The sequence below is a fragment of the Halorhabdus sp. CBA1104 genome, from assembly GCF_009690625.1.
Taxonomy (GTDB): Archaea; Halobacteriota; Halobacteria; order Halobacteriales; family Haloarculaceae; genus Halorhabdus.
Window position 1 is genome coordinate 1,856,176 of the sequence record NZ_CP033878.1, and the last position, 23,878, is coordinate 1,880,053.

A 23,878-nucleotide genomic window follows, 5' to 3' on the forward strand; every position below is an offset into this window, starting at 1 on the left:
CCCAACCGGTAGTCGGCATCCCCGGACGGGCGAGTGACACGGACAACCGGTCGGTCAGTCCTGAGACGGTGCTGTTTCGACGCTTTCCTCGGCCTCGGCACTCTCTTCGACGGCAGTCGTCAACGAGACGTTGAGCCAGGCCATCGAGACGAGGCCGCCGGCGATCGTCACGACGTTTTTCACCGCGTGATCGACGATCGAAACGCCCAGCGCGACGGGCGCGGCCACGGGCGTGAGGCCGACGACGATGAGCGTGAACGCGCCCTCGTACAGCCCAACGCCGCCCGGCGAAAGGGGAAGCACTTTCGCGAGATTGCCGACGCTGACGGCGAAAAAGCAGACGATGCCGAGCGTAACCAGCGACAGTCCGACGTCGAAGGCCGCGAAGACGACGATCGCGGTCAACACGTCGATCGTCCAGATGAGGCCACTGGAGGCCGCGACCCGGAGAAACGCTCGGGAATCGCTGGCGATCCGCTGGACGTCCCCGACGAAGCTCCCGACGACCCCGGCGACGTAGCTGGCGTAGGCGTCGTCGCTGAACCGGGTGAGGAGAGCCTGTACGTAGTTGCGATCCGAGCGTGCCGTCAGGACGATCAGGACGGTCACACCGACGGCTGCCGCGCCGACCGCCCCGGCGACGAGCAGCCCGATACGGCCGCTCTCGCGGCCGTTCGTCAACTCGGCGCTCAGCCCCGCCAGCCGCGCCGGATCACCGATCGCGAGGCCGACGAGGACGACCCCAGCCAACCCGGCAATCGTCAACAGATCGAAGACTCGTTCGACCGCCAGCGAGGCGAATCCCGAAGGGTACGGGACCGACCGCCGGGCCTTCATCACGTACGCCCGGATGCCATCACCCAGCCTGGCCGGGAACACCAAATTCCCAGTCTGGCTGATGAAAATCGCCCCGGTCAGAAAGCCCGTCTCAGAGCCGAATCCCAGTTCGTCAAGAATATCCCGATAGCGATACCCCCGGAGCGGCCAGGAACTCAGATAGACGAGCCCCGAGAGGCCGACTAACAGGGGATCGGCCCCACGCATCTCTTCGAGGACCGTCGACGGATCGAGATACAGCGTCATCAACGCGATGGCGACGAGAACGAGGACCGTTCCGGCGGCCATACTCCGCGTGCGGGTGATCCGTGGACTCACCGACAGTTGCCAGAACGTGCGCAGGATCTGACTCCCCATCCCGAAGACGTCACGGACGAGATCGACCTTCGAATCGCCCTTCGGCGTCCAAGAGACGGGAAACTCGACGACGTCGAACCCGCGGCGCTGGGCTCGCACCAGCAGTTCCGTATCCCAGAACCAGTGTTCGTCTTCAACCTCGTCGGCCAGCGTTTCGAAGGCCTCGCGATCGATGGCCTTGAATCCGCACTGATGGTCCTGTAAGTCCGACCGGAGGACGAGTCGGACGAGCGTGTTGTATCCCAGGCTCGGGATGCCACGTTTTTTCGGCCGGTCGGCGTCGCTGTCGGGCAACCACCGCGAGCCCGTCGCGACGTCGTAGCCCTCAGTGCGGACGCTTTCGACGAGTTCCTCCAGATGGGCCATGTCAGTGGCCAGATCCGTATCGAAGTAGACGAGGGTCTCGCCGTCAGCCCGGTCGAAGGCGTATTCGAGTGCGCCGCCACGGCCGAGGCGTTCGTCGCTGTGGATGTGTCGGATCCGGTCGTCTTCGCTTGCCAACCGAGAGGCAATGTCCGGCGTTCGATCGTCACAGCCGTCCTCGGCGACGATTACCTCGAAACTCCCTGCCGGGAGAAATGTCCCGAGTTGGTCGAGCGTCTCGGAGACGGTCCGTTCGATGGTGGCCGCCTCGTTGTACGCCGGGAGGACGACGCTCACTGTGACGGCTGACGCCATTGGTATGCCGTCGGCCAGCGTCCATCAAGAACCTTCTGATACCACGCCTTTTCGGCGGTGATCTGTGAAAACGCCGTCTCGGTCACCCGCTCGGGAGACAGTAGAGACACCGGAGACGTCCGTCGGCGTCGATTCACAGAGCCGCCACGACGCGACAGACAGCCAGTCCGGTCGAGTACACGCTCGACAGCAAACCGACGGCTGGCGGGCTCGCACTCGGTGGCTCGGCTCTCTGGGCGTCAGTCTGCGTGGTCGGCCCCGGTGGCGACGGCAAACGTCGAAAGCGCGTCGACGTCACATCTTTCGACCGACTCGTGTGGCCGGCCGACGACGATATTGCCGGCAGTCTGGGAACCGATACCCGGAATCGCCGTCAGTTCGTCCATCGACGCCGCGTTGACGTCGAGTGGATACGGCACACCAGTGACGGACCGATAGCCGTGGTCGGTGATCGCGATGTCGATCGTTGTCCCGAGTGGTCGCTCGCCCGGAATCCCGACGAGGAGCGGGTACGTCCCCAACTGGCGGCCGAAGGTCTTGCCGTCCTGATGGTATTCGAGGTGGACATCTTCGAGAATCGTCCCCGGCGGGGCGACGCGGGCCAGCATCGGGTTGTCGATGGTCTCCCGGACCTCCCGCTTGTACTCTTTGAACTGTCGTTTGTGGTCGTTGGCGATCGCCGCGCCGGTCTCGTCCATCTCGGTCCCCGGGAAGGCCATGACCTGGCGGATGTTCACCCGCCGGATCATCAGTCCGTCATCGAGAATGCGCTGAAGGAAGCGCTTGTTGTGCTCGAAGGTCTCGCTCGTCTCGCCTTTCAGCCCGTGGACGAGATTGATCCCGGGCAGGAGTTTCGGCAGGCGACGGCCGGCGTCGCCACCCGTGCTGGGACCGGTTCCCGGCTCCTCGCCGGGGCGGAACCCGCCTTCTTCGTTGACGATCCGAACTGCCTCGATGGCCTCCTCGGCGGTGACGTTGAGGTTGTTGTCACTCTGGACGGCGGGATCGGCCGACTCGACGCCGAAGGCTGCAGTGTCACCGGGCGTGTTGTGTTCGGCGATGATCCGGATGCCCTCCCGAGCCTTTTCGGGCCAGTTCACCACCGTGATGGGGTTCATATTGTCGAGATGTAGCGTCTCCAGATCGGGAGCGACCGCACGGATACCACTGTAGAGCTCCCGGAGAGCGTCGGGGTTGGGGGCTTGGCCGTCGCCGCCGTAGGCCAGAATGTCAGCCTGCCGGCCCAGCCGGAAGTGAGCAACGCCATGCTCTGCCAGTGCACCGACCTCGCTCACGACGGCCTCGGGGTCCCGGAAGGTAGCGTCGCCGTACAGCGGTTCCGTGCAAAACGAGCACCGATAGGCACACCCCCGACCGGTTTCGATCTCACAGATGAGATACTCGGGGTGGTTGGGATGTTGTTCGACGATGAACGCCCCCGCCTGCGCCCAGCGCGAGGACTCTCCGACAGTCCGGTAGCGCGGCTCGAACCCCTCTAGCCCGTTTGCGACGAGATCGAAGACGGCGGCCTCGACGTCTGCCCCGGCCAGGTAATCGAAGTCCAGGTCGTCGCGCTCGGGTTCGCTCGCCCCCTCGTTTTCCTCGCCGACGCCAAAGCGGACCGGCCCGCCCATCAGGCTCGTTCCGTCGGCCATCCAGGCGATCCGCCGAACTTCGTCGGGTTCGGCCGGCGTCCCACCGACGTAGTTGCCGGGGACGGTCATCCCGCCGACGTAGACCGTCAAATCCGCGGCCTCGACGTCCTGCCAGCGGCGATTGTCTTCACGAAGGGCGTCGATGGTGTGATAGGTGATCTGCCCGTGAGGCACGCCTGCATCGACCAGTGCGCCGGCGACGTACCGGGGATACGTAGAGATGTATGGGGGGACCCCGAAGTGTGCCGGCTCGTCGACGTAGCCGTCGACGATCGTCACCGAGAGGTCCGCAGGGTCAGTCATGACGTGAGCGTAGCCGCCCGACGCCTAAAACCGTGTCTCCACGTCTCGAGTGTCGGTTCGCTGTGTCTCTGGCGGATCGGTTCGCGTCGATCACGGCAGACGGGGACGTGCTGTCGCCCTGCTCGGACGGTCTGCAGAGAGACGGTCGAACGGTGATCGCGGACCGAGTGGCCGTTTAAAACTCGTTACAGACCGGGAGCCCGATCGTGTTGAAGTCGCTCATGTCCTCGAGCTTGCCGGGGATCTCGTCGAGACTGATCGTCTCGGAGACGAGTTCGGTCGGATCGAGTTTCCCGGTGCGGATCATATCGAGCATCTCGGGGTAGTGGGACGGCTGAAGGCCGAACGAGCCATAGAAGTCGACCTCCATCGCGACGAATTGATCGACCGGGAGCGGAATTTCGCCACTCTCTGCTTCGGTCGTCAGCCCCAGTTGCACGTGGCGGCCGTTCTTTGCGAGGGAGTTGACCGCGTTTTGGGTCGTCTCTTTGATCCCCAACGCGTCGACGGAGACGTCCGCTCCACCGTTCGTAATCGAGGTGACCGCCTCGACGGGATCAACCTCGTTTGCGTTGACGGTTTCGACAGCACCCAGCTCTTCGGCTTTCTCGAGCTTTTGATCGTCGAGATCGACACCGACGACGTTCGCGCCCAGTGCGTCGGCGATCTGGACGCCGGACAGGCCAACCCCGCCCAGACCATAGATCACCACATCGTCGCCGCCCCCAACGTCGGCCCGGTGGGCGACACCGTGATACGACGTCATAAACCGGCACCCGATCCCGGCAGCCGTCTTCGGATCGATGGCGTCCGGGAGTGGGACGGCGTTGACGTCGGCACTCGGGATGTGGACCTTCTCGGCGAACGCGCCAGGTGCTTCGTCTGAGAATCCGAGGCCGGTGTGATTTTCACAGATGTTTTCGTGGCCGGTGCGGCACAGATGACAGTGACCGCACCCGAAGTTGAACGGAATCGCGACCTGCTGGCCGACTTCTACCTCTTGGACTTGGGACCCCGTCTCGATGATCGTCCCGACAGGTTCGTGGCCGAGAATGTGTGGCGGCTCGGGCCGATAGTCGATCCAGTCCCAGTGGCCTTGCCACGCGTGCCAGTCAGAGCGACAGACACCGACACTGTCGACCCGTGCGACGACGCCGTCGGGATCGGGCTCTGGATCATCGACTTCTTTGATCGTCAGCGGTTCCTGAAACGCCTCCATTACAGCTGCTCGCATATCTTCGACGCTTGAAAAGGGAGAGAAGTTAAAAGTATGGATTAGACCGTGGTCTGGGTTGGCCGCACGGATTGTGCTTCCACGCTCGGCTGTCCGTATGCCAGGTTTTCATAGAGAGAACAAACCGAACAGACCCACGAGGACGGCACTCCAGAAACGGAACCGAAGACAGGACAGTGCTCGGCCCGTGCGGAAGTCGAAAACACACAAACTAGCAGACGCGGTAGAGGGCTGGTTCGACATCTCCAGTGTGAGTGGAAAAGTCACCGTACGACGTGAATCGCTGTCCGTTGTCTGGCGGTTGTGACAGATGTCGAGGGACGAAGTGGGAACCAAGAAGTGTGCGTCCGGTGGCGGTCACCGGTCGTTCGACTGTGAGAGCGCCGCAACGTCCCTCTGGGCGTAACCGGTATCCGTCAGTCGTCCCAACGCTCGGCCATGCCTGCAACGTCAGAAATCCGCTGTACGGACCCAGAGTGCTTTCTGGACATGTTCGAGGTCCACTACACCTACGACCTGCCCGACGACCACGGCATCGAGGACCTCCAGTGTCCGGTCTGTGGCGGGACACAACTGGACGCCATCGAGCTGTAGACGGTTCCGGGAGGCGTTCGGCGAGGTATCGAAGAATTCTGTCGGCTCGGGGCGGGCACAAGGGCTTTGGTCGCGCCGACCGAACGAGTCGCTACATGCGAGACCTCCGTAAGTTCACCGAGTCCATCGGCGAGAACGTCCTGGAGAACGTCGGTCGCGCCGTCGGCCGCGCCCAAGAACACACCCCACTGCCGGTCGATTTGCTCGAGAGCGAGGACGCGTACCTGGCAGTGTTCGACGCGCCGGGTGCAGTCGGCAGCGACGTGCAGGTACGTCTCGAAGACCGGCGCGTCGAGGTCCGGATCGATCGCTTTCGGGACCCACGAGAGCACTTCGAGATGCGATTCCCCGGTCGCGGGTTGACACTCGACGGCCACGTAACGCTGCCTGTCGAGGCCAGTGTCGACGGCGACGCCGCCAGTGCGACTCTCCAAGAGAACGGGACGTTACACGTTCACGTCCCCAAGCGAGAGGGCGGAACGGCGGTCGATGTCGAGGCCGAGCACGAGGCTGGGGACGGCGACACGGACGAGACCGTCGGATCCGAGCAAGCAGCTCACGACGACGGACGGACCGACGGCGAGTGAAGTCACGCCGCTGTTCGTGAGTCCCTCGGGGAGACCAACCGCGATGAGTGTGATTCAAACAGGCGGATTCGTCCGGGTCTGACAGTCGGGGCCGGGTGGACACTCCCAGTCGGTCGCCAGTTCGAGCAACTGGACGAGCATGCGGGCGGTCGCCCCCCAGACGGTGTAGCCCTCGACGTGGAAGTAATGGAGGCGGACCGCCCCCTCGGTGGGATGGTCGCGACACTCCGTGTCGTAGTTGTCAACGTCGAGTAGCTTGGGGACGGGCAGGACGGCGATTTCGGCTACTTCAGCGTCGTGAGGATCGTATTCCCAGTCCGGGATCCGAGCGACGAACGGCCGGATCGCGTAGGCACTGACCGTCCGAATGTCGTCGAGTCGGCCGACGATGGACGCGTGGGTCGGTTCGAGTCCAACCTCTTCGTTCGATTCTCGCAGGGCTGTCGCTTCGAGATCCGTGTCGAACGGTTCGCGTCCGCCACCGGGAAAGCTCATCTGGCCAGGGTGGTCTTCGAGATGGTCGGCTCGTTTGGTAAACAACAGGTGGGGGCCGGTCGGCCGGTCGATCACACCAGCGAGCACCGCCGCTTCCCGTTCGTGGGTCACAGTGGTTGGATCGTGATCGGCGACCGGCCGAAGGTTCATACCCGAAATCAGTCGTCGATGGCCCTTAATTCGCTCGGGGCCTCACGCACCATCGGTCCCTTCGAGGGCAGCATCGAGACGGTCGCGAGTCGTCTCGAGGTCGACTGGTCCCCAGGCGTCTAGCTCGTAGCTCACGTCGAGGAGTTCGCGGACCCGGTGGTCGTTGCCCGCCTCGACGGCCCGGCTCGCGTCAGCCCGAAAGCGCTGCTCGGCTGCCGCCCCGAGTCGGTCGCGGTCGATCGACCGGTCGTCGATATCGAGGATGTGTGGCAGGTCACTCGCTCCGTCCGGAAGTTTCGGGAAGGCCGTCGGGCCGACGACGACCAGCGGCGTCTGGGTGCTCTCGTCGCTGAGTTCGAGCAAGTGATAGCTGTCGATCGCGTCTGCGATGGCCGCCTCGAATTCGTCTGGGTCGGACGCTATGCCCCGTTTGAACGCGAGTTCAGACAGGGCTGTCCGGAGTGTCGCCCGGGAGAGTGCACCGAACAGATCGACGACCCCGGCGATCTCGTCGGCTGAGAGGTTCATACTGGGCGTCCGGATGCGAGCCCCTTCAACGCGGCGGGGCGGGTCAGGGCACGTGCTCCGCACGGGCCTCCCGGGCGACGGTGGCGATCTGCTCGGGATCGAGGGGTGCGTCCCGCCAGGCCGGCAACTGCTCGGCGCTCGGTGGCTCGATCGCATCGGCGTAGGTCCTGACCTGCGTTCGCTCGCCCTCTCGATCGTACGTCAGGTCGTTGAACGCGGCATCGGCGGCGTAGCGCTCGATGAACGACCGGGCGGTCTCGCGGTACCGGTCGGGAAGCGTCTCGTAGTCGGGAGTGAGGCCGTGGGCTTGGACGGCCGTGAGCAACGCGTCTGCGACCTCGCTTGCCATCTCGCCCAGCCCCGACGGACCGCCAACGGCCCGGTGATCGTGTTCGTGCCTGCCGAGATCGACCTGGGCAGTGCCGTCGAAGCCAACCGCCGCGAACGCGTCACCGAGCGTACTGACTTCGAGGCCCCAACCGCGCGGCGGGGACAAGCGGGTCGCGAGATCGGCCGTCGCGGCGAACTCGCCGGCCAGGGCGTACCGGAACGCGCCCAGATACGCACAGATCGGTGCGTCGTGAGCGCCAGCGAGCGTCTCGACCAGGGGCGCGTACAGGAGCCGGAAGAGACGGCCGTAGAGGCGATCGTTCTCGACACGGGCGTAGTAGCCCTTCGAAAACGCGAACCCGTTTGCAAGCGGGAACAGGAGTCTCGGGACGTGCGTTCGGGCGTAGCTCTCGGCGTCGGCATCGTGGACAACGACGTACTCCGCACGCGCAGCCGCCAGCCCGAGTGCGAGCCAAACGTCACGACCTTTCCCGGTGGGGCCAGCGAGGCCCGCCTGATCGAGTGTCGTTTCGACTGCGGGGGCCGAACACCACAGGACTTCCAGGGGCAGGTCGAACGACGACAGCCACGCGCTGACGTCGGCGAGTTCCTCACTACTGGCTCGTAGCGGAACAATGACCTCACCGGGGGCAACGGTTTCAAGCGTCGAGAGAACGCGTTCGGCGGCCAGGCTGGCGTGGTCGCGACCGGTCATCGGGACGACGACCGCCGCCCGGTCGGTCGGGGCCGACGGGGCCGCCGAGTCGAAATCGTGGAGGGTCGCGATCCGCTGTTGAACGTACTCCATTGGATCGCTCTGCGACCGGGACGGACAGAAAGGTTACGCCCCCCGACGAGTGCCCATCGACGCGCACCTCACGCGCGAGCGACGGCGGGGAGTTTGCCGAGCCGATACAGGCCGAACAGCGCGACCGCACAGGCGACCAATCCGATCGCGAACGCCCGGTAGATGACGGGGAACGGGATCGCCGCGTCCCGCAACAGCCCGACGACCCAGCTGCCGGCCGCCTGGACCATCATCATCGTGGCGCTGTAGGCCGAGTAGGCGCTCGCCCGATGGCGGTCGGGCAGCGAGCCCAGGAGATAGGTGTCGGCGACGGGAAACAGCGAGTGGATCACGTAGCCCATCAGGACGCTGGTCCCGATCAACCAGGCCGGCCCGAGGGGCAGGGTCAGCGCGAACACCGAGACCCCGAACGCCGCGAAAATGGCGACCAGGAGTCGGAGCGGCGAGACGTGATCGGCCAGCCAGCCCGTGAACGCAAACGCGGGCAAGCCAGCGGCGAACACGACAGTCAACAGGAGTCGCGCGGTGGCCCCCGAGTACTCCAGTGTCTTCAAGAAGGTGACGTAGAAGTTGAACAGACCCTGCCAGACGAAGCCCGCGAAGCCGACCACGACGACGCCAACGAGAACGATCCGCCACTGGTGGACGACCGCGGCCGAAAGGTCACGATCCTCGCTGCCGGCGGCCGGGAGCTCGTTGCGTCGCGCGGCGAGATAGAAGGCGATCGTCGCCAGCACGGCCAGGATGGCCAGCAACTGGAACGTTCGCCGCCAGCGGCCAAGCGCGAGCGTCGCCGTCACCAAAAGCGGCGCGCCGACGGCAGCCACTTGGCTCGCAGTGCCGTGCAGGCCCAGCGCGAGGCCAACCCGGTCCGGGAAGAGTTCGCTGACCAGGGGATTGGCCGCGATAAAGTAGGTCCCACTGGACAGTCCCAACAGAAAGGCCCCCAGCATCAGCATCCACACGTCGAGGGCGGTGGCAGCGACGACGGCCGCGACAGTCAACAACAGCCCCGTCCCGAGGATTACCTGCTGGCGCGGATACCGTGTCAGCAGATAGCCCGTCGGGAGCCGCGAGAGGGCACTGCCGAGCCACGCCAGCGTCGCGAGTAAGCCGACCGCTGCCGCCGACGTACCGAACTGCTGGCGCAACGGGTCGAGCAACGGGGCAAAGACGACCCGCCCCAGATTGACAAGGAGGACCATGCCACAGAGACTGGTAAAGACCGAACGACGGGACACAATCGGGCTACCCAGGGACACATCTATATCCTTGCGATGCAGGCACGGGCTTTTTGACAGGTCGTCACATACCTCCACGTATGAAATCAGTCAGGAAAGGACTCCGATCGGGGGATTTGAAGAAAGACACCTACGAGCGATTGCGCTGTGCGGACTGCGACGAAGAGTTGAAAACCGAGAACGACCCCGAAGAGGTCGGGTCGGTCCGGGCCTGTCCGGAGTGTGGCCGCCGGTGGCAGCAGGTCGGCTAGCCCGGGGGGAACCGATCGGCTGCGCTTTCTGTCTGACTCGAAGACCGCACGAACGCTTGGCCCTCGCACTCATAGCACTGGGGTCCCACAGTGGCAGGTGTGCCTGACAATCGCCCGTTCGTCCCCAGCACGGTGGCGCTGGGCCTGGTCGCGCTCGGTCACGCCGCCCTCACCTGGCCACCGGCGGCTACAGTCGCCTTCTTTGGCGGTGGCGCAGTGGTCGCGTTCGTCGCCGAGGCCGTCGTGATCGCTCTCGGTTTGCTCGAACACCACGTCGGTCCGAAGATTTTCGGGGTCCCCATGTACGTCCTCTTTGGCTGGACAGGGGTGGTGTACGTCGCGTTTCGTCTCGCATTGCTGTGGACTGCGGGGTGGCCGGCAGTCGCCGTCGGTGCGATACTCGCGACGACAGCTGATCTACTGACCGACCACCAAGGAGTTGTAAACGGGTACTGGACCTACACCGACGATCTGCCGGGACCACGGTTTCGCGGGGTGCCGTGGTGGAACTATCTGGGCTGGCTCACGATCAGTGCAACGACAGCAACCCTTCCCGTGGCGGTTCTGTGAGCGAGGCCAAGAGGGACACGGAGTCACGTCCAACGGAGTCGGACTCGTGATCCCGTCGAGACGCTGAAGCGCTCTTTGCCCCGGCCCTGGTTGACGGCGAGCTCGACGTTCCCGTGGCTGCCGACGGTGACGAGCCGGTTGCCGGCCTCGACGGCGGCGTAAGTTCGGCGGACAGGCGCCCAGGCACCGTTGACCGTGATAGCGTCACCGAACCGGTCGGCCACGCTCTGGCCAGGGACGTTCGTGATCGCGTTCCCGAAGTCATCAACGACCAACACGTCCCCATCGATCCCGTCCTCGCGGATCGTCGGCGCGGGAAACGACAGCCGCTCGAACTCCTCACGGCGGTGAAAGCGGTCGCTGGACGCAAAATCCAGTCGCCCGCGCTCGTGGACCGTCGCCGCGGCGGGGGCAAAGACGTCCCGGCCGTGGAACGTGACGCTCTCTGGATCGTCGTACGTGTAGGCGAAAACTGTCAAATCCCCCTCGTCGCCGGCGAGTGCGCGTGCCGCTGGGAGCAAGACTCCGTTGTCCGGGCCGACGAGGACGTGCTCACCGGCCCGGATCGCCAGCGCTGCCCGCTCGGTGCCGACGCCGGGATCGACCACGACGAGGTGGACGGCCGGCGGGAAGTACGGCAGGACCTCACGGAGCCAGAAGGCGGCCGCGCAGACGTCCTGTCGGGGAAAGGTATGGGAGACGTCGATCAAGCGTGCGTCCGTCTGGCCGAGCAAGACGCCTTTCATCGCCGCCGGATACGGCGACCCGAAGTCGGAACTGAGCGTGATCATTGCGGTGGCTTAGCGGCGGGACCGACAAAGACGCTCGGGATTTCTCGGGGTCAGTGTTGGCTCGCTTCGTCCGGTCTGGCCTCCCAGCGCTCGACGACATCCGACCGGGAGATCGTCCGGAGTCGTTCGACACCGTTGCACTCGTCGATGACTTCGACGACGGCGTCGGGCACCCGGTCGCGCCACGTCTCGCCATCGATGATCCGCTCGCGGATTTCGCTTCCTTCTAAGCGATCACGGTCGAACATCGGTGACTGGCGGACCTCGATGCCGGCTTCTTCGAACAACTGGATTACGAGCGGGTTGTTCGAGTACGCCAGGTCGAACGTCGGGCACATGCTCTGGACGTGACTCACCCACACGGAGTTGCGATCGAGGTCTTCGATTGGGACGACGTAGGTGACCAGATCGAATTCCGCGACGGCCTTGGTGACCATCATGATCCGTTCGCCGGCAGTAAAGGGGTCATGAACCGTGTGGGAATCGCCGGCACTCCCGATTCCGAGGACGAGTTCGTCGACTTCCCCGTCGGCCGCGATGTGTTCGATCATCGTCTGGTGCCCGTTGTGATAGGGCTGAAAGCGGCCGATGTAGAACCCGCGAGTCATACCCACACTCAGGGCGGGGTTTTCATAAACCCGGCGAGTCGTCAGCCGGCGATTGCGTCACGATCCGGCCGCCCTATGCCGATTTTGGTTGCGCGGCAATCACGGGGGCTAGGAGAAAGTATATGAATCGACAGTCCTTGATTTCCAGTAACCGACCCGTTCAAAATGAGTGAGAACATCGATACGGACGATCCGCCACCCGAAGACGAGGTGGACGAAGAGACGACGGACGCCCAGTCGACGACTGAGCAATCCCCGTCGGACGCGACGGAAACGCCGGCGGAAACACCACCGGCTGAGGGCGACGGATCGGACGCGGAGATCGACGAGTTGGGCAGTGGCGTCACGCTCGATGACGAGGACGTGGCCGTCATCGACGACGAGGACGACACCCTCGGCGGGCTCGATATCGAGTCGACCGAAGACATCGAAGTCCCCGACCGGCTGGTCGATCAGGTGATCGGCCAGGATCACGCTCGCGATATCGTCAAGAAGGCGGCCAAACAGCGCCGTCACGTGATGATGATCGGTTCGCCCGGGACGGGCAAATCGATGCTCGCGAAAGCGATGAGCCAACTCCTTCCAAAGGAGGATCTCCAAGACGTGCTCGTCTACCACAACCCGGACGACGGCAACGAGCCGAAAGTCCGGACGGTGCCGGCCGGGAAAGGCGAGCAGATCGTCGATGCCCACAAAGAGGAGGCCAACAAGCGCAACCAGATGCGCTCGTTCCTGATGTGGATCATCATCGCCATCGTGATGGGCTACTCGCTGCTCATCGCGGGTCAGATCCTGCTTGGCATCCTCGCAGCCGGCGTCATCTATCTGGCCTTCCGCTATGGGGCCCGGGGCAACGATTCGATGATCCCGAACCTCCTGATCAACAACGCCGACAAGCAGACCGCGCCCTTCGAGGACGCGACGGGTGCCCACGCCGGCGCACTGCTGGGTGACGTTCGTCACGATCCCTTCCAGTCCGGCGGGATGGAGACCCCCAGCCACGACCGGGTCGAACCCGGCGAGATCCACAAGGCCAACAAGGGCGTGTTGTTCGTCGACGAGATCAACACGCTCGATATCCGCTCTCAGCAGAAGCTGATGACGGCCATCCAGGAGGGTGCGTTCTCGATCACCGGCCAGAGCGAGCGCTCTTCGGGCGCGATGGTCCAGACCGAACCCGTCCCGACGGACTTCATCATGGTCGCGGCGGGGAACCTCGATGCCATGGAGAACATGCACCCGGCCCTGCGCGACCGGATCAAAGGCTACGGGTACGAGGTCTACATGGACGATACCATCGACGACGAACCCGAGATGCGCCGGAAGTACGCCCGCTTTGTCGCCCAGGAGGTCGAGAAAGACGGGCGGCTCCCACACTTCACGAAGGAAGCTGTCGAGGAGGTCATCCTCGAAGCCAGGCGGCGGGCCGGCCGCAAGGAGCATCTCTCCCTGAAGCTCCGTGACCTGGGTGGACTGGTTCGCGTTGCGGGTGACATCGCCCGCGCCGAAGACAAGGAGTACACCGAGCGCGATGACGTCCTCCAGGCCAAGCGGCGTTCGCGCTCGATCGAGCAGCAACTGGCGGACAACTACATCGAACGCCGCAAGGACTACGAACTCACCGTCAACGCTGGGGACGCGGTCGGTCGCGTCAACGGCCTCGCGGTGATGGGCGAAGACAGCGGGATCGTCATGCCCGTCATGGCAGAAGTCGCCCCGTCTCAGGGGCCTGGCGAGGTGATCGCCACCGGGAAACTCCAAGAGATCGCGATGGAAGCCGTCCAGAACGTCAGCGCGATCATCAAGAAGTTCTCGGATGAAGACATCTCCGAGAAGGACATCCACATCCAGTTCGTCCAGTCCTACGAGGGCGTCGAGGGTGACTCGGCGTCTGTCACCGTCGCGACGGCCGTCATCTCGGCCCTGGAAAACATCCCGGTCGAGCAGAACATCGCCATGACCGGCTCGCTGTCGGTCCGAGGCGACGTCTTGCCGGTCGGTGGCGTGACCCACAAGATCGAGGCCGCCGCCAAGACCGGCCTGGACAAGGTCATCATCCCCAAAGCCAACGAACAGGACGTGATGATCGAAGACGAATACAAGGACCAAATCGAGATCATCCCCGTCACACACCTCTCGGAGGTGCTCGAAGTGGCTCTGGCCGGCGAACCCGAGAAGGATTCGCTGGTCGATCGACTCAAGTCGATCACCGGCCAGGCCCTAGAGACGAACGTCGGTCGGACGAACCCGAGCCCGCAGTAACCCGTGCTCCGGTGGGCCGGCTTCGTCGGCCTCAGTTGGCTCCTTATCGCACTCGTTTTCGTGTTGACTCGACACACACAGCGCGTCGTCGCGGCTGCAACTGATGAGCCGGATTCGACTGACGAGATGGCACGCTCACTGTCGACACCGGCAGTGCTCGCGAACGTCGCACTCACACAAGCCCTGCTGGCCGGTGTCGTGTTGGCTGGTGTCTGGTACGTTGCCGTCCCGGCTTCCGTCCTCGGGCTCGCGAAGATACCGCCGTCCGTCTCGACGGTTCTCATCGGGGTCGCGTTCGGGACCGTCCTCTGGCTGGCCAGCGAAACAGCCACGACGCTCAGTACGGCCCTGGGAGTCGAGCCGGACGAACGACTCCGAGGCCTCCTTGCGCCAGCAACCGCCGGCGGATGGCTTGCCGTCCTCGTGGTCGTGCTCCCGCTCGTGGCCATCAGCGAGGAACTGTTGTTCCGGGCCGGCGCGATCGGCGCCTCGGCGGCAGGGCTTGGCCTCTCGCCGTGGGTGCTTGCCGTCCCCGCCTCGATCGCGTTCGGGTGCTGTCACGCCATCCAAGGCCGGACTGGCGTCGTCGTCACCGGCGGTCTCGGGTTCGTCCTGGCTTCTGGGTACGTTATCACTGACAATCTGGTTGTCGTGATCGTCGCCCACTACGTCCTCGATGGGATCGAATTGCTCGTCCACGAGTGGCTCGACAGTACGGCGTCTGTGGATTGATCGGGCCTAGGTGAGCCCTTCGATGACGCGAAGTTGCTGCTCGACGGGTGGTGGCGCGGTACTCGGACCGTCCCTGACGCGATGATCCGGCACGAGCAACGGCACCGGGTTTTCGGCGAGAGCCGTTCTGACGACGCCGCGGGCGTCGTCGCTGTCCGGGTCCAGTCCGGGTGTCATCCGTGCCAGTGCTTCGACGGTGATCGTCTCGCCGTAGGGCACGTCACGAACGCGTTCGAGGACATCTCGCTGCTCAGTCGCCATCGTCAGTGCGACCTCGATATCCCGAAAGGAGACGGCCTCACCGTCCAGATAGGCGTCGATCTGGTCGAGTACGTCGTGGGCTTGGTCGGCATCCGGCGGCGGGTCCATCGGAAACGAGAGGGAAATGACGCGGCCACTCGCGATCCCTACCTGCACGGCTCGGTCCAGAGCGGGGACGTCCCGGGCATAGATGCCAGCAGTCTCGTCCATACCGGTGGGTTCGGCTGATCGGGACTTCAAGATTCGTGTGGGCTGGCCCGTCGTCGTCGGTTGTGGGTCACAATGGGGTTCAGTCGCCGGCCCCGTCGTCGATAGCATCCGGACGGACGCCCGTCTTTCGAGCGAGTTCGCTAAGTCTGTGGTTGTCAACGAGCGTCACACCGTGTGTCATGGCGGCGTCGAACGCAGCGGGATCGATCGGGTCAGTCGTCACCAGAATCGCCGAGTGATCCCCCTCGCGACGGTTTCGCTGGGCGATCAGTGCCTCGACTCTCTCAGCCGTCACCGGGACGCCCCGACGACGGACCCACAACAGGAGTGTGGGGTCGTCTCTGGATCGAGTTGCGATCGCGTCGGGTCCGGCTTCCTCGAGCAAGTCGACGGTCCAGCCCAGTTCCTGCCAGATGCGCCCCACTGCCGCTGTTGTACCGTCGTCGTCGAGTGTCTGGAGACGACGGACGGACTGGCGCTGGTTCGTGTCGATGTTGTCGGCTGTGCCCGCCTCGAATGCCTGTCGGGCTGGCGCCGAGTCGTGGCGTCCGACGTCCCCGACCGAGGTGTCGGTACACTCCAGTGTCGGGGCTGTGATGGGCTCGTCGGGCACCGCCGAGGCACTGTCCGTGTCGTCGTCCCCATGCTTTTGACGCGCTATCGCCTCGATTTGGGACCGGATATCGGTACGCCGCTCGTGAAGGGCGTCGCGATCTTCAGGTGTGAATTCCGCTGCCGTGGCGAGGGCTCGGTCGATCGATTCGCGTGCATCGTCGTAAGCCGACAGCGCTGCATCGAGTTGGCCGTCGTCCCGAAGTCGCTGGGCCTCCTGGGAGCGTCGCTCCGCGGCACGCTGCTGGGCGACGACCAGCCCCTCGACGACTGTCGCCAAGCGGTCACGGAGGAGCGATCGCTCGCCAGCGAATCGGTCGTCTGCTCGTCCCCAGTCCAGTTGGACCAGCGCGCGAAACCGCTCGAATGCGTCCCGCCAGTGGTCGACGGCTGCCAGTGGATCGGCAGCTCGCTCGGCCGCTCGCTGGGCGGCGATCGCACGGGACAACGGGGACACACTGAGCCGGTCGAGATCGTCGTCGATTGCCGTCACGTGCTGTCGAACGCTGGCAGCCATCACCGAGGAAAGATCCTCGCGACTGCGAAGGGACTGGAACGTCGCTCTGGCACGCTCGAAGTACTCGGCGGCTCGTTCGTAGCGTTCCTGCCGCCAGTGATTCTCGGCCCGAGTGCGAAACGACCGGGCGCGAGCAAGCGACAACCGCCGGCGTTCGTCACGGCGGCGTGACTCGAGGCGTGCCAGCCGGCCGTTCATCCCGCTTGCTGGGGCGTCGTAGGCGGCCGCCGTCTGGCCGGCTTCGGTTAGTGAGCTCTCGGCCCGGTCGAGTGCCCGCCGTGTGGCCTCGAACGCGCCGGTCGTCCGGTTGCGGGCAGCCTCCGCCAGGGCTGTCCGGGTCTCAGAGAGGAGTCGGTCGAACCGGATCCAGGCCTGGGCACCCTCACGAACCCGCCGTGCGACGAGTTCGGCGTCGATTCCTACAGGGAACCACGTCCAGTGTTCGGTCTCCCCACTCCAGCACTGGACGGCGACGTGTCCCCCACCCCGCTCGACGGTGACGTGTTCGATTGTATCGAGTGCCACATCGTGGATCTGATCGCTGTCATCCACTGTTGCACCGCCGACTGCCATCACGATGCGGCGGCCGGTGATCGCGACGAGCGCCCGATAGCCAGACCCAGGAGAGTAGGTCGTCTCTGTCCGCCCGCGTTCGTAGACGATCCCACGGTCGCCACTCGGGAACACCACCCGCGGCTGCTCGGCCAGCCCGAAGTGGGCTTCGAGCGGTCGGTCGGCGAGATACCCCTCCCCGAACAGCCCCCCGCGACCGGTCTCCGTCAGGAGTCGCTCGTCGACGACCTCACGGTCGTCGGATTGCATACCCCTTCGTTCGGACGAGACACCTATTGTTTTTCGGTTGACGCGTCGATACGAGCCCGGCAATCAGGCGTGTCGGCCTGCCGGCGGACGTCCGTCTGACAGGCATTTACGTATCCGTCGAGGAAAGACTGGATCGATGCCACGGCTCGTCCTTTCGCTGCCGACTGAACTCGGTGCCGGGACGGACACCCGCCCCGACCGTTCGAGGCGGTCCGATCCGGTGTCGAGTCACCACTCGATCGATCGGCCCAACGGAGACGACGCCACGGAACAGCCCCGTATCGAACAGTGGCTGGCTTGCTGGGCCGATTGAGCGAGTCTCGATCGATCAGTTCTCGGTCATCCGAGCGGCGATCCGCTGGGCACCGATCGTCGCCGCCAGATTCGGCTCGTCGGGTGCGATGGCTTCGACGTCACGATTGAGGGCGTCGCTGAGACGGTCTTCGAACTCCTCGACGATGCCGGGGATACAGGCCATCCCGCCAGTGAGGACGATCGGCTGGTCTAAGGCGAGCTGATAGACCTTCATGTGATCGTTGGCGAGTTCGGCCAGGAAGGTGTTGGCAAATTCCTCGACGGCCTCATCGAGGTAGGCGTCACAGGCGTCCATAACCGATCGCTCGATCGTGAACTCGTGGGCACCGCCGCCGGGCTGCTGGATGACGTCCGTAAACGGCTCGAAGTTGTTGAAATCGGCGTGCTGTTCTTTGTATTCCCGAGCCGTCTGGGCGTCGATGTTGACCCGCCCCTGGGTCTCGCTCTCGACGTTCGTGGCGATCCGTCGATCGACTTCGTTCCCGGTGACTGAGCCGGTCGTAAAGGGCGTGAGTTGTTCGCCACGGCGGTAGGCAGAGGCTTCCAAGTTCGTCGAGCCCATGTTGACCGCGAGGAAGATCTCGTTGATCGCTTCGAGCCCATCACCGAAGGCGGGAATCGCGCCACACAGCGATTCGGGGTAGCTCTGGATGAAGTGCTCGCCGATACCGCTGCCCTCGACGACCGACTGGAGATTGGACAGGCCGCGCTCGTTGTCGATCGTCGGGATGGCGTAGACGACACCGCTGTTTGCCGGGATGTCGTTGGCCTCGATGACCGAGGTGAAGAACCGCTCGGTCAGTTCGGCACCGCGTTCGTCTTCCGGGAGGCCAGAGCGAAGCATGAACTGAACGCGATCGGGGTACTGTTGGGCGGCTTCCGCTCCGTAGAGCACCTGTTCTTCGCCACTAATGGGGTCGTCGTAGGTCGCCAGACAGGTCAGCGTCTGGGTGGTGTCCAGGCCACCTTCGCGGTCGGGTTTCGCGAGGACCGTCCGCGTACTCCCGAGTTTGACGCCGACTGGAACCGGCTGCTCGTCCGGCGTCGATTCCGCTGCATCTGCCGTCGAATCCTCGACAGTATCCTCGTCTGTGTCCGGTTGTGGCTCTTCTTCGTCCTCCTGTTCGGCTGGTTCGTCTGTTTCGGCATCCTCGACACTCATACGATGGGCGATTGTCCCCGCGACAGTATATAACTACGTGTCGAAAAATCAGCGCTGATACCGACGGACGGAGGCGGCCCGTCGGGGGAGAGAGTCAGAAGCGAGTCAGTCACTCACTGCATCGAGGTGAGTTTGGCGATGTGGACCAGGCTCAGCAGGTGGTCGTCGATCGACAACTCCGAGTGGTCGCTGCCCGTCCCCTCGAGACCGAGCAAGTAGTCTTCGAGGTCGTCGCTGACGTCCTCGGTGATCCAGCCGACTTGGGCGTAGTAGTCGACGGCCTCGTTGGCCCCCCGAAAGCCAGCTTTCTCCAACAGGAACGAGAGCCATTCGAAGACGATCAATTCGCCGGCGTAACTCTCGGGCAGTCCGTGCAGATACGGCTTCTCCAGTTCGCCCCCGACCATACTCTCTAAGGGCAACAGTTGGCGGTACAGTTGAGACCGGTAATCCCCATCACCGAGGACATCGCCGCCGAGTCCGCCACCGCCGGTGTCGAAGCCGGGCGTCGGGGCCTCTTCCTCGACATCTTCGTCGCCGACCGGGATCGTGGCCCCGCCGCGCTCACGGGCCATCTTCCGGAGTTCGTCGAGGTCGTAATCCTTCGGGTTGATCGTCATGACTCTCTGTTACCGATACCTACAGGCTACTCTCTGTTAAAGGTTGCAGTCACGTCGTACGTACGTCTGACAGGCCGAAGTCCGGGATTTCGCCACTAGCGCGGTTGGTGATCGCCGCCCGTCGGTGATTTCAGGATTTGATACCCGCGAGCGTATTTTTATGTGGTGTCGAACCTGAACGTTGAACAACTGACAATGCCCAGCCAGACATCGGCCCGGACGCCAACCGTCTGCGTGACCAACGCAAAGGGCGGAACGGGCAAGACAACCATCGCGATCAACGTCGCCGGGGCACTCAACGAGCGCGGTCACGACGTCCTGTTCGTGGATATCGATCCACAGGGTAACGCTACCGAAGGGCTCGGACTGCTCGATGCCTACGACGCCGAACCGCCGACGCTGTTCGACGTCCTGACCGACCACGCGGTACGGACCTCGGTCGAGGAGTTGATCGTCGAACACGAAGAGATGGACGTGTTGCCGAGTTCGATCGATCTCCTTCAGGCCGAACACGAACTGACGATCGCCGACCTCCTCGCGTGGGCCAAGACCGACGACTCGGTGGCAGTCGACCCAGCCGCCCTCTCTCAGATGGCGATCAATATCACGCCCGAGGCGATCACCGGCGGGCACGCCCTCGATGCCCTCGATGAGACACTGGCGCAAGTCGAGACGGAATACGATTACGTCATCATCGATTCGCCGCCGTTCTACGGGAAGCTGACCGACACGGCGATTTACGCCGCCCAGAACGTGCTCGTACCGGCACTCACGGAGGCGACGTCCGAGCGAGCGATCGAGTTGCTCATCGACCAGATCGCCGCCCTGGAGGGACAGGTCGACATCACTGTCGATACCGTTGGCGTCGTCGCCAATCGGGTCGAACAGACCAACGAAGACGCGACGATGCTATCGTGGCTCAACGAAGTGTTCGAGGACTACCCGCTCTGGGAAGTGCGAAAGCGCGTCGCCCTCCAGCGCGCGTTCTCGGCCGGCACATCTATCTTCGCCTACGAACAACAGGTAGACATGGAAGACGTGTTTCTGGATATCGCCAAACAGTTCGAGACACACTTTGAACGGGAGCCCCAGGAGGTGACAGCATGAGCGACGAAGACGACGAGCGGATGGACCGCGCCCGCCGCATCCGAAACCTTCGGGAAGGTCGTCGTGGCGGCGACGAACCAACCGACGAGTCACCTGACACGGACGAGGATCGCGACGAGCCGTCGGAATCTGCTGGTTCGGACGGGCAAGACGACGCCCACGCGGATGGCGAAGATGCGACGAACGCTGGCGACGACGAGGGTGCAAGGTCAGAGCCAGGCGACGGCGAGGAGTCGGCGGGAAGCGGTACCGAAACGCCTGGCACTGACGAAAAGCCCGACACCGGCCGGTCGATGGCGGAAGATCGCGGCGAGGGTGTGACAGCCGGGACTGACCCGGCCAAAGAGAGTCGAGCCGGCCCGGAGTCGGACGAGGAAGCCGTATCGGCCGCCCAGGCGGCCGCCCAGGCGGCAAGTGAGTTCGAAGGCGACGGAGCGGTGTCGATGGACGTCGAGGAGGCGGTTGGCGAGGCCGCATCCGGTGAGGCGTCGACGGACGAAGCTGGGGCCCCGGCCGGGACGACAGTCACGGATGCAGACGTTGTAGAGCAACACGAAGAGGAGACCCGCGTCCTGGAGTTCCGTCTCGGCGAGGAGCTGTACTGTCTCGATATCACCTACGTCGAGGAGATCGTGCGCGAAGAAGCGATCACTCGCGTGCCAAACACGCCCGCGTACGTCAGCGGCGTCGTCGACCTCCGCGGCCAGATTACGACGATCCTCGACCCGAAAACGGCCGTAGATATCGCGGGCGAGAGCGACGACCGGCTCATTCTGGTGTTCGATGCCGACACGTTCGACGATCACGGATACATCGGCTGGCTGGTCGACGAAGTCAATCAGGTCACGCCGATCACAGAGTCAGAAGTCAAAGAGTCACCGATCGACGAACCGTACATCAACGGCGTCATCGAGCGCGACGACAAGTTCGTCATCTGGACGAGTCCCGAAATGGCTCTGGACGTCGGGGCCGACGACTAGCCGTGCTATGTTTTCGAGGCTGGACAGCACGACGGGCGGTTCCGTCGGCTAGAGCGCCTCCCTGACGTGTTCGATGGCCTCACTGACCGCCCCGATATCGGCGAGATAGCCCGCGCCGACGACCGTTTTGACGCCGACTGCCGCGGGGCCAGTGAGGATACTGGGGCCGACGGCCGCGACGGCATCGGCACCGATACTGACCGTCCAGCCGAGATCGTCGTCCCGATACCGATCCAGCCGCGGTTCGAAGGACGAAGCGTCCGATCGGCGGTGTTCGACCAGTCGCGCGATGTTTTCGGCAACGACCGGCGCTTGCCGGATCGCGGTGTGGGCCATCGCCGGCGCACTCCGACCGTTCTCGTCGATGACTTCCACAGCGTCGCCAGCACCGAATACTCGCTCGCTCAGGCGTAGCGTCGCCGGGACGCGCGGTCGATGTGCCCCGACAGCCGTTGGCCCGCGGATCCCGCCGGCCCAGACGAACTGATCGTAGGCGAGGTGCTTGCCCTCGGCAACGCCGACGCGGTCGGCGTCGACACTAGTAATCGTCGTGCCGGTCCTGACGTCGATGCCGGCCGAGGTGAGGGCCTCGTCGATCGCCTCCTGCATCCGCTCGTCGAGTCCCGGCGGCACAGCGTCTGCCTGTTCGAGAATGGTGATTTCGACGTGTTCGCTCGCGTCGTGCTCGGTCGCGAGTGTGGCGAGTTCGCCTGCGACTTGCACGCCGGTCAAGCCCCCGCCGCCGACAACGACCCGGCCGCCATCGTCGAGAACGGGCATGAACCCCTCGCGGATCCGTGCCGCGTCGCCAGCCCGGTGTAAGACCGCCCCATGGTCCTCGGCACCGTCGATCCCGTAAAACGCCGGTTCAGCACCGATACAGACCGCGCCGAGGTCGAACTGTAGTTCGGACCCGTCGGCCATGGTTGCGTGCCCGGCCTCGACGTCGAGATCCGTGACGCGCCGTTGGTCGACTATCGTCCGACCCAACAGCTCCCGCAGCGGAATCGAAAGGGACTGGGCGACCTCCGGCCGGCGGATCGCCCGGTGGAGTAGATGGCGAACGACGTGAATGCCGGACTCGTCGACGAGATGAATCTCGACATCGGCTGGCAACGACTGTTCGAGGTGACGGGCGACGCCGAGGCCGGCGTACCCGCCGCCAAAGACGGCAACGCGCATAGTTTCGATTACATCGCCAGCTGCCTAAATGCACGCTTTAGAACAGCGCGGCGTCGGCATCCCGGACGCGGGCAGGCCCGCCGACCCGCCAGACGCGCGTTTCGACGCCGAGATCGGCGATCGCCGACTCGACCCGATCGGCGTGTTCAGCCCTGGTGTTGACATAGATACTTGCACCGGTATCCCCGGAGAAGTACACCGGGACGCCTTCGTCCCGGAGATCACGGACCGTCTCGAAGACCTCCAAGGTCTCCGGTTGCCAGTAGACCCACCCGCTTGGCCCGGTCATCGTCGTCGCCGCAAGCGAGAGCGTGTCGTGTTCGGCGATCTCGAAGGTGCGCTGGAAGTCACCGCGGCCGAGCGCGTCCCGCATATCCGCCAGTTGAGTGTGGACGTGGGCGAGGCGGGCCTGGAACAGATGACTGTCTTCGGCCTCCGCGTGGGCCGCTTCGGTCTCCTTGTAGGCAGGAATCACCGCGCCGACGACGCGAACGTCGTCCTCGAAGGCGACATCGAGTCGCTCGGCCCGACAGTCCTGGTCGTTGCTGCCCGCCCGCAGATCCGAGAAGCCGCCGGTGACCGCCCGTGCCGCAGAGGTCGAGCCACGGCGGGCAACGGTCGAGATTTCGGGATGGCTGAGGTCGAGACCGGCCGCTTCGACGAGCGCCATCGCCAGCGCTGCAAAGCCCGACGACGACGAGCCAAAGCCGACGTTTGTCGGGAAGTTGTTCTCGCTTGCCATCCGGACGGCGTGATCGATGCCAGCCCGCTCGCGGACGTGATCGACCACGGTCCGAATCCGCTCGGCACCGCGCCCCTCGACCGACTCACCGTCGATGACGTACTCGTCCTCGTCACGATCGGGTTCGAAGGCGACGGTCGTCGTCGATTCAGTCGGTGCGGTACAGAGACTGATCGAATCGTGATACGGCGTCCGGAGGTCGGAATCGCGTATCCCGTGGTATTTCACCAGTCCCTGGATCGGATGGGCTGTCGCTGTCGCTTTCATACCTGTTTCTGTCCCTGCCGGCACTTAGATACCGCGTAATCGGAACCGGTTCGGGCCGCCGAAAGCAGGC

At 64.4% G+C, this 23,878-nt stretch carries 24 protein-coding genes; 9 read left to right on the forward strand and 15 right to left on the reverse strand.

From position 1 onward, the window contains the following. Positions 1-54: 54 nt before the first annotated feature. The 3 genes from Hrd1104_RS09425 to Hrd1104_RS09435 form a co-directional block, all read right to left on the reverse strand. Positions 55-1,872, reverse strand: a complete 1,818-nt coding sequence (locus Hrd1104_RS09425) for a flippase-like domain-containing protein (RefSeq protein ID WP_154552522.1) — start codon at positions 1,870-1,872, stop codon at positions 55-57. A gap of 239 nt (positions 1,873-2,111) precedes the next feature. Further along, the gene (locus tag Hrd1104_RS09430) at positions 2,112-3,830 is read right to left on the reverse strand and encodes a radical SAM protein (RefSeq protein ID WP_154552523.1); all 1,719 of its coding nucleotides are present in this window, start codon (positions 3,828-3,830) and stop codon (positions 2,112-2,114) included. 175 nt (positions 3,831-4,005) lie between these two features. Beyond that, a complete protein-coding gene (locus Hrd1104_RS09435) occupies positions 4,006-5,064 on the reverse strand; it encodes a zinc-dependent alcohol dehydrogenase family protein (RefSeq protein WP_154552524.1) in 1,059 nt (352 codons plus the stop codon). Positions 5,065-5,502: 438 nt separating this feature from the next. Between Hrd1104_RS09435 and Hrd1104_RS13125 the strand changes: the two genes are divergently transcribed. Together Hrd1104_RS13125 and Hrd1104_RS09440 are read left to right on the forward strand one after the other, a co-directional pair. Further along, the gene (locus tag Hrd1104_RS13125; protein ID WP_195837573.1) at positions 5,503-5,658 is read left to right on the forward strand and encodes a hypothetical protein; all 156 of its coding nucleotides are present in this window, start codon (positions 5,503-5,505) and stop codon (positions 5,656-5,658) included. A 95-nt stretch (positions 5,659-5,753) separates the two neighbouring features. After that, the gene (locus tag Hrd1104_RS09440; protein WP_154552525.1) at positions 5,754-6,245 is read left to right on the forward strand and encodes an Hsp20/alpha crystallin family protein; all 492 of its coding nucleotides are present in this window, start codon (positions 5,754-5,756) and stop codon (positions 6,243-6,245) included. A 54-nt stretch (positions 6,246-6,299) separates the two neighbouring features. On the opposite strand, the gene Hrd1104_RS09445 is transcribed toward Hrd1104_RS09440, so the two are convergent. The 4 genes from Hrd1104_RS09445 to Hrd1104_RS09460 all read right to left on the reverse strand — a co-directional run bounded on the left by Hrd1104_RS09445 (position 6,300) and on the right by Hrd1104_RS09460 (position 9,761). Continuing rightward, entirely contained in the window at positions 6,300-6,890 is a 591-nt protein-coding gene (locus Hrd1104_RS09445; RefSeq protein ID WP_154552526.1) for a CoA pyrophosphatase, read from the reverse strand. 42 nt (positions 6,891-6,932) lie between these two features. Beyond that, entirely contained in the window at positions 6,933-7,418 is a 486-nt protein-coding gene (locus tag Hrd1104_RS09450; protein ID WP_154552527.1) for a hypothetical protein, read from the reverse strand. 43 nt (positions 7,419-7,461) lie between these two features. Further along, positions 7,462-8,556, reverse strand: coding sequence for a glycosyl transferase family 2 (locus Hrd1104_RS09455; RefSeq protein ID WP_154552528.1), 1,095 nt, complete (start codon positions 8,554-8,556; stop codon positions 7,462-7,464). Positions 8,557-8,624: 68 nt separating this feature from the next. Then, entirely contained in the window at positions 8,625-9,761 is a 1,137-nt protein-coding gene (locus tag Hrd1104_RS09460) for a CynX/NimT family MFS transporter (RefSeq protein WP_154553230.1), read from the reverse strand. Between the two features lie 116 nt (positions 9,762-9,877). Between Hrd1104_RS09460 and Hrd1104_RS13130 the strand changes: the two genes are divergently transcribed. Further along, positions 9,878-10,048, forward strand: coding sequence for an HVO_0758 family zinc finger protein (locus tag Hrd1104_RS13130; RefSeq protein WP_195837574.1), 171 nt, complete (start codon positions 9,878-9,880; stop codon positions 10,046-10,048). A gap of 99 nt (positions 10,049-10,147) precedes the next feature. Continuing rightward, positions 10,148-10,618: a carotenoid biosynthesis protein gene (locus Hrd1104_RS09465; RefSeq protein ID WP_154552529.1), complete on the forward strand. Its 471-nt coding sequence runs from the start codon at positions 10,148-10,150 to the stop codon at positions 10,616-10,618. A gap of 23 nt (positions 10,619-10,641) precedes the next feature. Here Hrd1104_RS09465 and Hrd1104_RS09470 read toward each other — a convergent pair whose 3' ends face one another. Further along, positions 10,642-11,409 carry an S-adenosyl-l-methionine hydroxide adenosyltransferase family protein gene (locus tag Hrd1104_RS09470; protein ID WP_154552530.1) on the reverse strand — a complete coding sequence of 256 codons (768 nt, stop codon included), beginning with the start codon at positions 11,407-11,409 and terminating at the stop codon, positions 10,642-10,644. A gap of 50 nt (positions 11,410-11,459) precedes the next feature. After that, on the reverse strand, positions 11,460-12,017 hold the full coding sequence (locus Hrd1104_RS09475; RefSeq protein WP_154552531.1) for a nicotinamide-nucleotide adenylyltransferase: 558 nt from the start codon (positions 12,015-12,017) through the stop codon (positions 11,460-11,462). Between the two features lie 165 nt (positions 12,018-12,182). Between Hrd1104_RS09475 and lonB the strand changes: the two genes are divergently transcribed. Continuing rightward, on the forward strand, positions 12,183-14,279 hold the full coding sequence (gene lonB / locus Hrd1104_RS09480; protein WP_154552532.1) for an ATP-dependent protease LonB: 2,097 nt from the start codon (positions 12,183-12,185) through the stop codon (positions 14,277-14,279). Positions 14,280-14,342: 63 nt separating this feature from the next. Further along, the gene (locus tag Hrd1104_RS09485; protein ID WP_154552533.1) at positions 14,343-15,011 is read left to right on the forward strand and encodes a CPBP family intramembrane glutamic endopeptidase; all 669 of its coding nucleotides are present in this window, start codon (positions 14,343-14,345) and stop codon (positions 15,009-15,011) included. A 6-nt stretch (positions 15,012-15,017) separates the two neighbouring features. Here Hrd1104_RS09485 and Hrd1104_RS09490 read toward each other — a convergent pair whose 3' ends face one another. Next, positions 15,018-15,482, reverse strand: coding sequence for a methylated-DNA--[protein]-cysteine S-methyltransferase (locus tag Hrd1104_RS09490; protein WP_154552534.1), 465 nt, complete (start codon positions 15,480-15,482; stop codon positions 15,018-15,020). A gap of 79 nt (positions 15,483-15,561) precedes the next feature. Beyond that, positions 15,562-17,433, reverse strand: a complete 1,872-nt coding sequence (locus Hrd1104_RS09495) for a restriction endonuclease (protein WP_154552535.1) — start codon at positions 17,431-17,433, stop codon at positions 15,562-15,564. Positions 17,434-17,569: 136 nt separating this feature from the next. Here Hrd1104_RS09495 and Hrd1104_RS09500 point away from each other — a divergent pair, with 136 nt between their 5' ends. Next, positions 17,570-17,746, forward strand: a complete 177-nt coding sequence (locus Hrd1104_RS09500) for a hypothetical protein (protein WP_154552536.1) — start codon at positions 17,570-17,572, stop codon at positions 17,744-17,746. Positions 17,747-17,761: 15 nt separating this feature from the next. Here the strand turns inward: Hrd1104_RS09500 and Hrd1104_RS09505 are convergent, their stop codons facing one another. Further along, positions 17,762-18,910, reverse strand: a complete 1,149-nt coding sequence (locus Hrd1104_RS09505) for a hypothetical protein (RefSeq protein WP_154552537.1) — start codon at positions 18,908-18,910, stop codon at positions 17,762-17,764. A 113-nt stretch (positions 18,911-19,023) separates the two neighbouring features. Continuing rightward, the gene (locus Hrd1104_RS09510) at positions 19,024-19,530 is read right to left on the reverse strand and encodes a FlaD/FlaE family flagellar protein (RefSeq protein WP_154552538.1); all 507 of its coding nucleotides are present in this window, start codon (positions 19,528-19,530) and stop codon (positions 19,024-19,026) included. A gap of 195 nt (positions 19,531-19,725) precedes the next feature. Between Hrd1104_RS09510 and Hrd1104_RS09515 the strand changes: the two genes are divergently transcribed. Continuing rightward, a complete protein-coding gene (locus Hrd1104_RS09515; protein WP_154552539.1) occupies positions 19,726-20,637 on the forward strand; it encodes a ParA family protein in 912 nt (303 codons plus the stop codon). Further along, positions 20,634-21,617 (forward strand): chemotaxis protein CheW, encoded by a 984-nt coding sequence (locus tag Hrd1104_RS09520; protein WP_154552540.1) that lies wholly within the window; start codon positions 20,634-20,636, stop codon positions 21,615-21,617. Before Hrd1104_RS09515 ends, Hrd1104_RS09520 begins: the two co-directional genes overlap by 4 nt. A gap of 48 nt (positions 21,618-21,665) precedes the next feature. On the opposite strand, the gene Hrd1104_RS09525 is transcribed toward Hrd1104_RS09520, so the two are convergent. Further along, entirely contained in the window at positions 21,666-22,799 is a 1,134-nt protein-coding gene (locus tag Hrd1104_RS09525) for an NAD(P)/FAD-dependent oxidoreductase (protein ID WP_154552541.1), read from the reverse strand. A 37-nt stretch (positions 22,800-22,836) separates the two neighbouring features. Beyond that, positions 22,837-23,808: a phosphomevalonate decarboxylase MvaD gene (mvaD, locus tag Hrd1104_RS09530; RefSeq protein ID WP_154552542.1), complete on the reverse strand. Its 972-nt coding sequence runs from the start codon at positions 23,806-23,808 to the stop codon at positions 22,837-22,839. Positions 23,809-23,878 lie beyond the last annotated feature (70 nt).

Coding starts and splice junctions, on each gene's coding strand:
- Hrd1104_RS09425 (WP_154552522.1), bottom strand. CDS start 1,872: ATGGCGTCAGCCGTCACAGTGAGCGTCGTCCTCCCGGCGTACAACGAG.
- Hrd1104_RS09430 (WP_154552523.1), bottom strand. CDS start 3,830: ATGACTGACCCTGCGGACCTCTCGGTGACGATCGTCGACGGCTACGTC.
- Hrd1104_RS09435 (WP_154552524.1), bottom strand. CDS start 5,064: ATGCGAGCAGCTGTAATGGAGGCGTTTCAGGAACCGCTGACGATCAAA.
- Hrd1104_RS13125 (WP_195837573.1), top strand. CDS start 5,503: ATGCCTGCAACGTCAGAAATCCGCTGTACGGACCCAGAGTGCTTTCTG.
- Hrd1104_RS09440 (WP_154552525.1), top strand. CDS start 5,754: ATGCGAGACCTCCGTAAGTTCACCGAGTCCATCGGCGAGAACGTCCTG.
- Hrd1104_RS09445 (WP_154552526.1), bottom strand. CDS start 6,890: ATGAACCTTCGGCCGGTCGCCGATCACGATCCAACCACTGTGACCCAC.
- Hrd1104_RS09450 (WP_154552527.1), bottom strand. CDS start 7,418: ATGAACCTCTCAGCCGACGAGATCGCCGGGGTCGTCGATCTGTTCGGT.
- Hrd1104_RS09455 (WP_154552528.1), bottom strand. CDS start 8,556: ATGGAGTACGTTCAACAGCGGATCGCGACCCTCCACGATTTCGACTCG.
- Hrd1104_RS09460 (WP_154553230.1), bottom strand. CDS start 9,761: ATGGTCCTCCTTGTCAATCTGGGGCGGGTCGTCTTTGCCCCGTTGCTC.
- Hrd1104_RS13130 (WP_195837574.1), top strand. CDS start 9,878: ATGAAATCAGTCAGGAAAGGACTCCGATCGGGGGATTTGAAGAAAGAC.
- Hrd1104_RS09470 (WP_154552530.1), bottom strand. CDS start 11,409: ATGATCACGCTCAGTTCCGACTTCGGGTCGCCGTATCCGGCGGCGATG.
- Hrd1104_RS09475 (WP_154552531.1), bottom strand. CDS start 12,017: ATGACTCGCGGGTTCTACATCGGCCGCTTTCAGCCCTATCACAACGGG.
- lonB (WP_154552532.1), top strand. CDS start 12,183: ATGAGTGAGAACATCGATACGGACGATCCGCCACCCGAAGACGAGGTG.
- Hrd1104_RS09490 (WP_154552534.1), bottom strand. CDS start 15,482: ATGGACGAGACTGCTGGCATCTATGCCCGGGACGTCCCCGCTCTGGAC.
- Hrd1104_RS09495 (WP_154552535.1), bottom strand. CDS start 17,433: ATGCAATCCGACGACCGTGAGGTCGTCGACGAGCGACTCCTGACGGAG.
- Hrd1104_RS09500 (WP_154552536.1), top strand. CDS start 17,570: ATGCCACGGCTCGTCCTTTCGCTGCCGACTGAACTCGGTGCCGGGACG.
- Hrd1104_RS09505 (WP_154552537.1), bottom strand. CDS start 18,910: ATGAGTGTCGAGGATGCCGAAACAGACGAACCAGCCGAACAGGAGGAC.
- Hrd1104_RS09510 (WP_154552538.1), bottom strand. CDS start 19,530: ATGACGATCAACCCGAAGGATTACGACCTCGACGAACTCCGGAAGATG.
- Hrd1104_RS09515 (WP_154552539.1), top strand. CDS start 19,726: ATGCCCAGCCAGACATCGGCCCGGACGCCAACCGTCTGCGTGACCAAC.
- Hrd1104_RS09520 (WP_154552540.1), top strand. CDS start 20,634: ATGAGCGACGAAGACGACGAGCGGATGGACCGCGCCCGCCGCATCCGA.
- Hrd1104_RS09525 (WP_154552541.1), bottom strand. CDS start 22,799: ATGCGCGTTGCCGTCTTTGGCGGCGGGTACGCCGGCCTCGGCGTCGCC.
- mvaD (WP_154552542.1), bottom strand. CDS start 23,808: ATGAAAGCGACAGCGACAGCCCATCCGATCCAGGGACTGGTGAAATAC.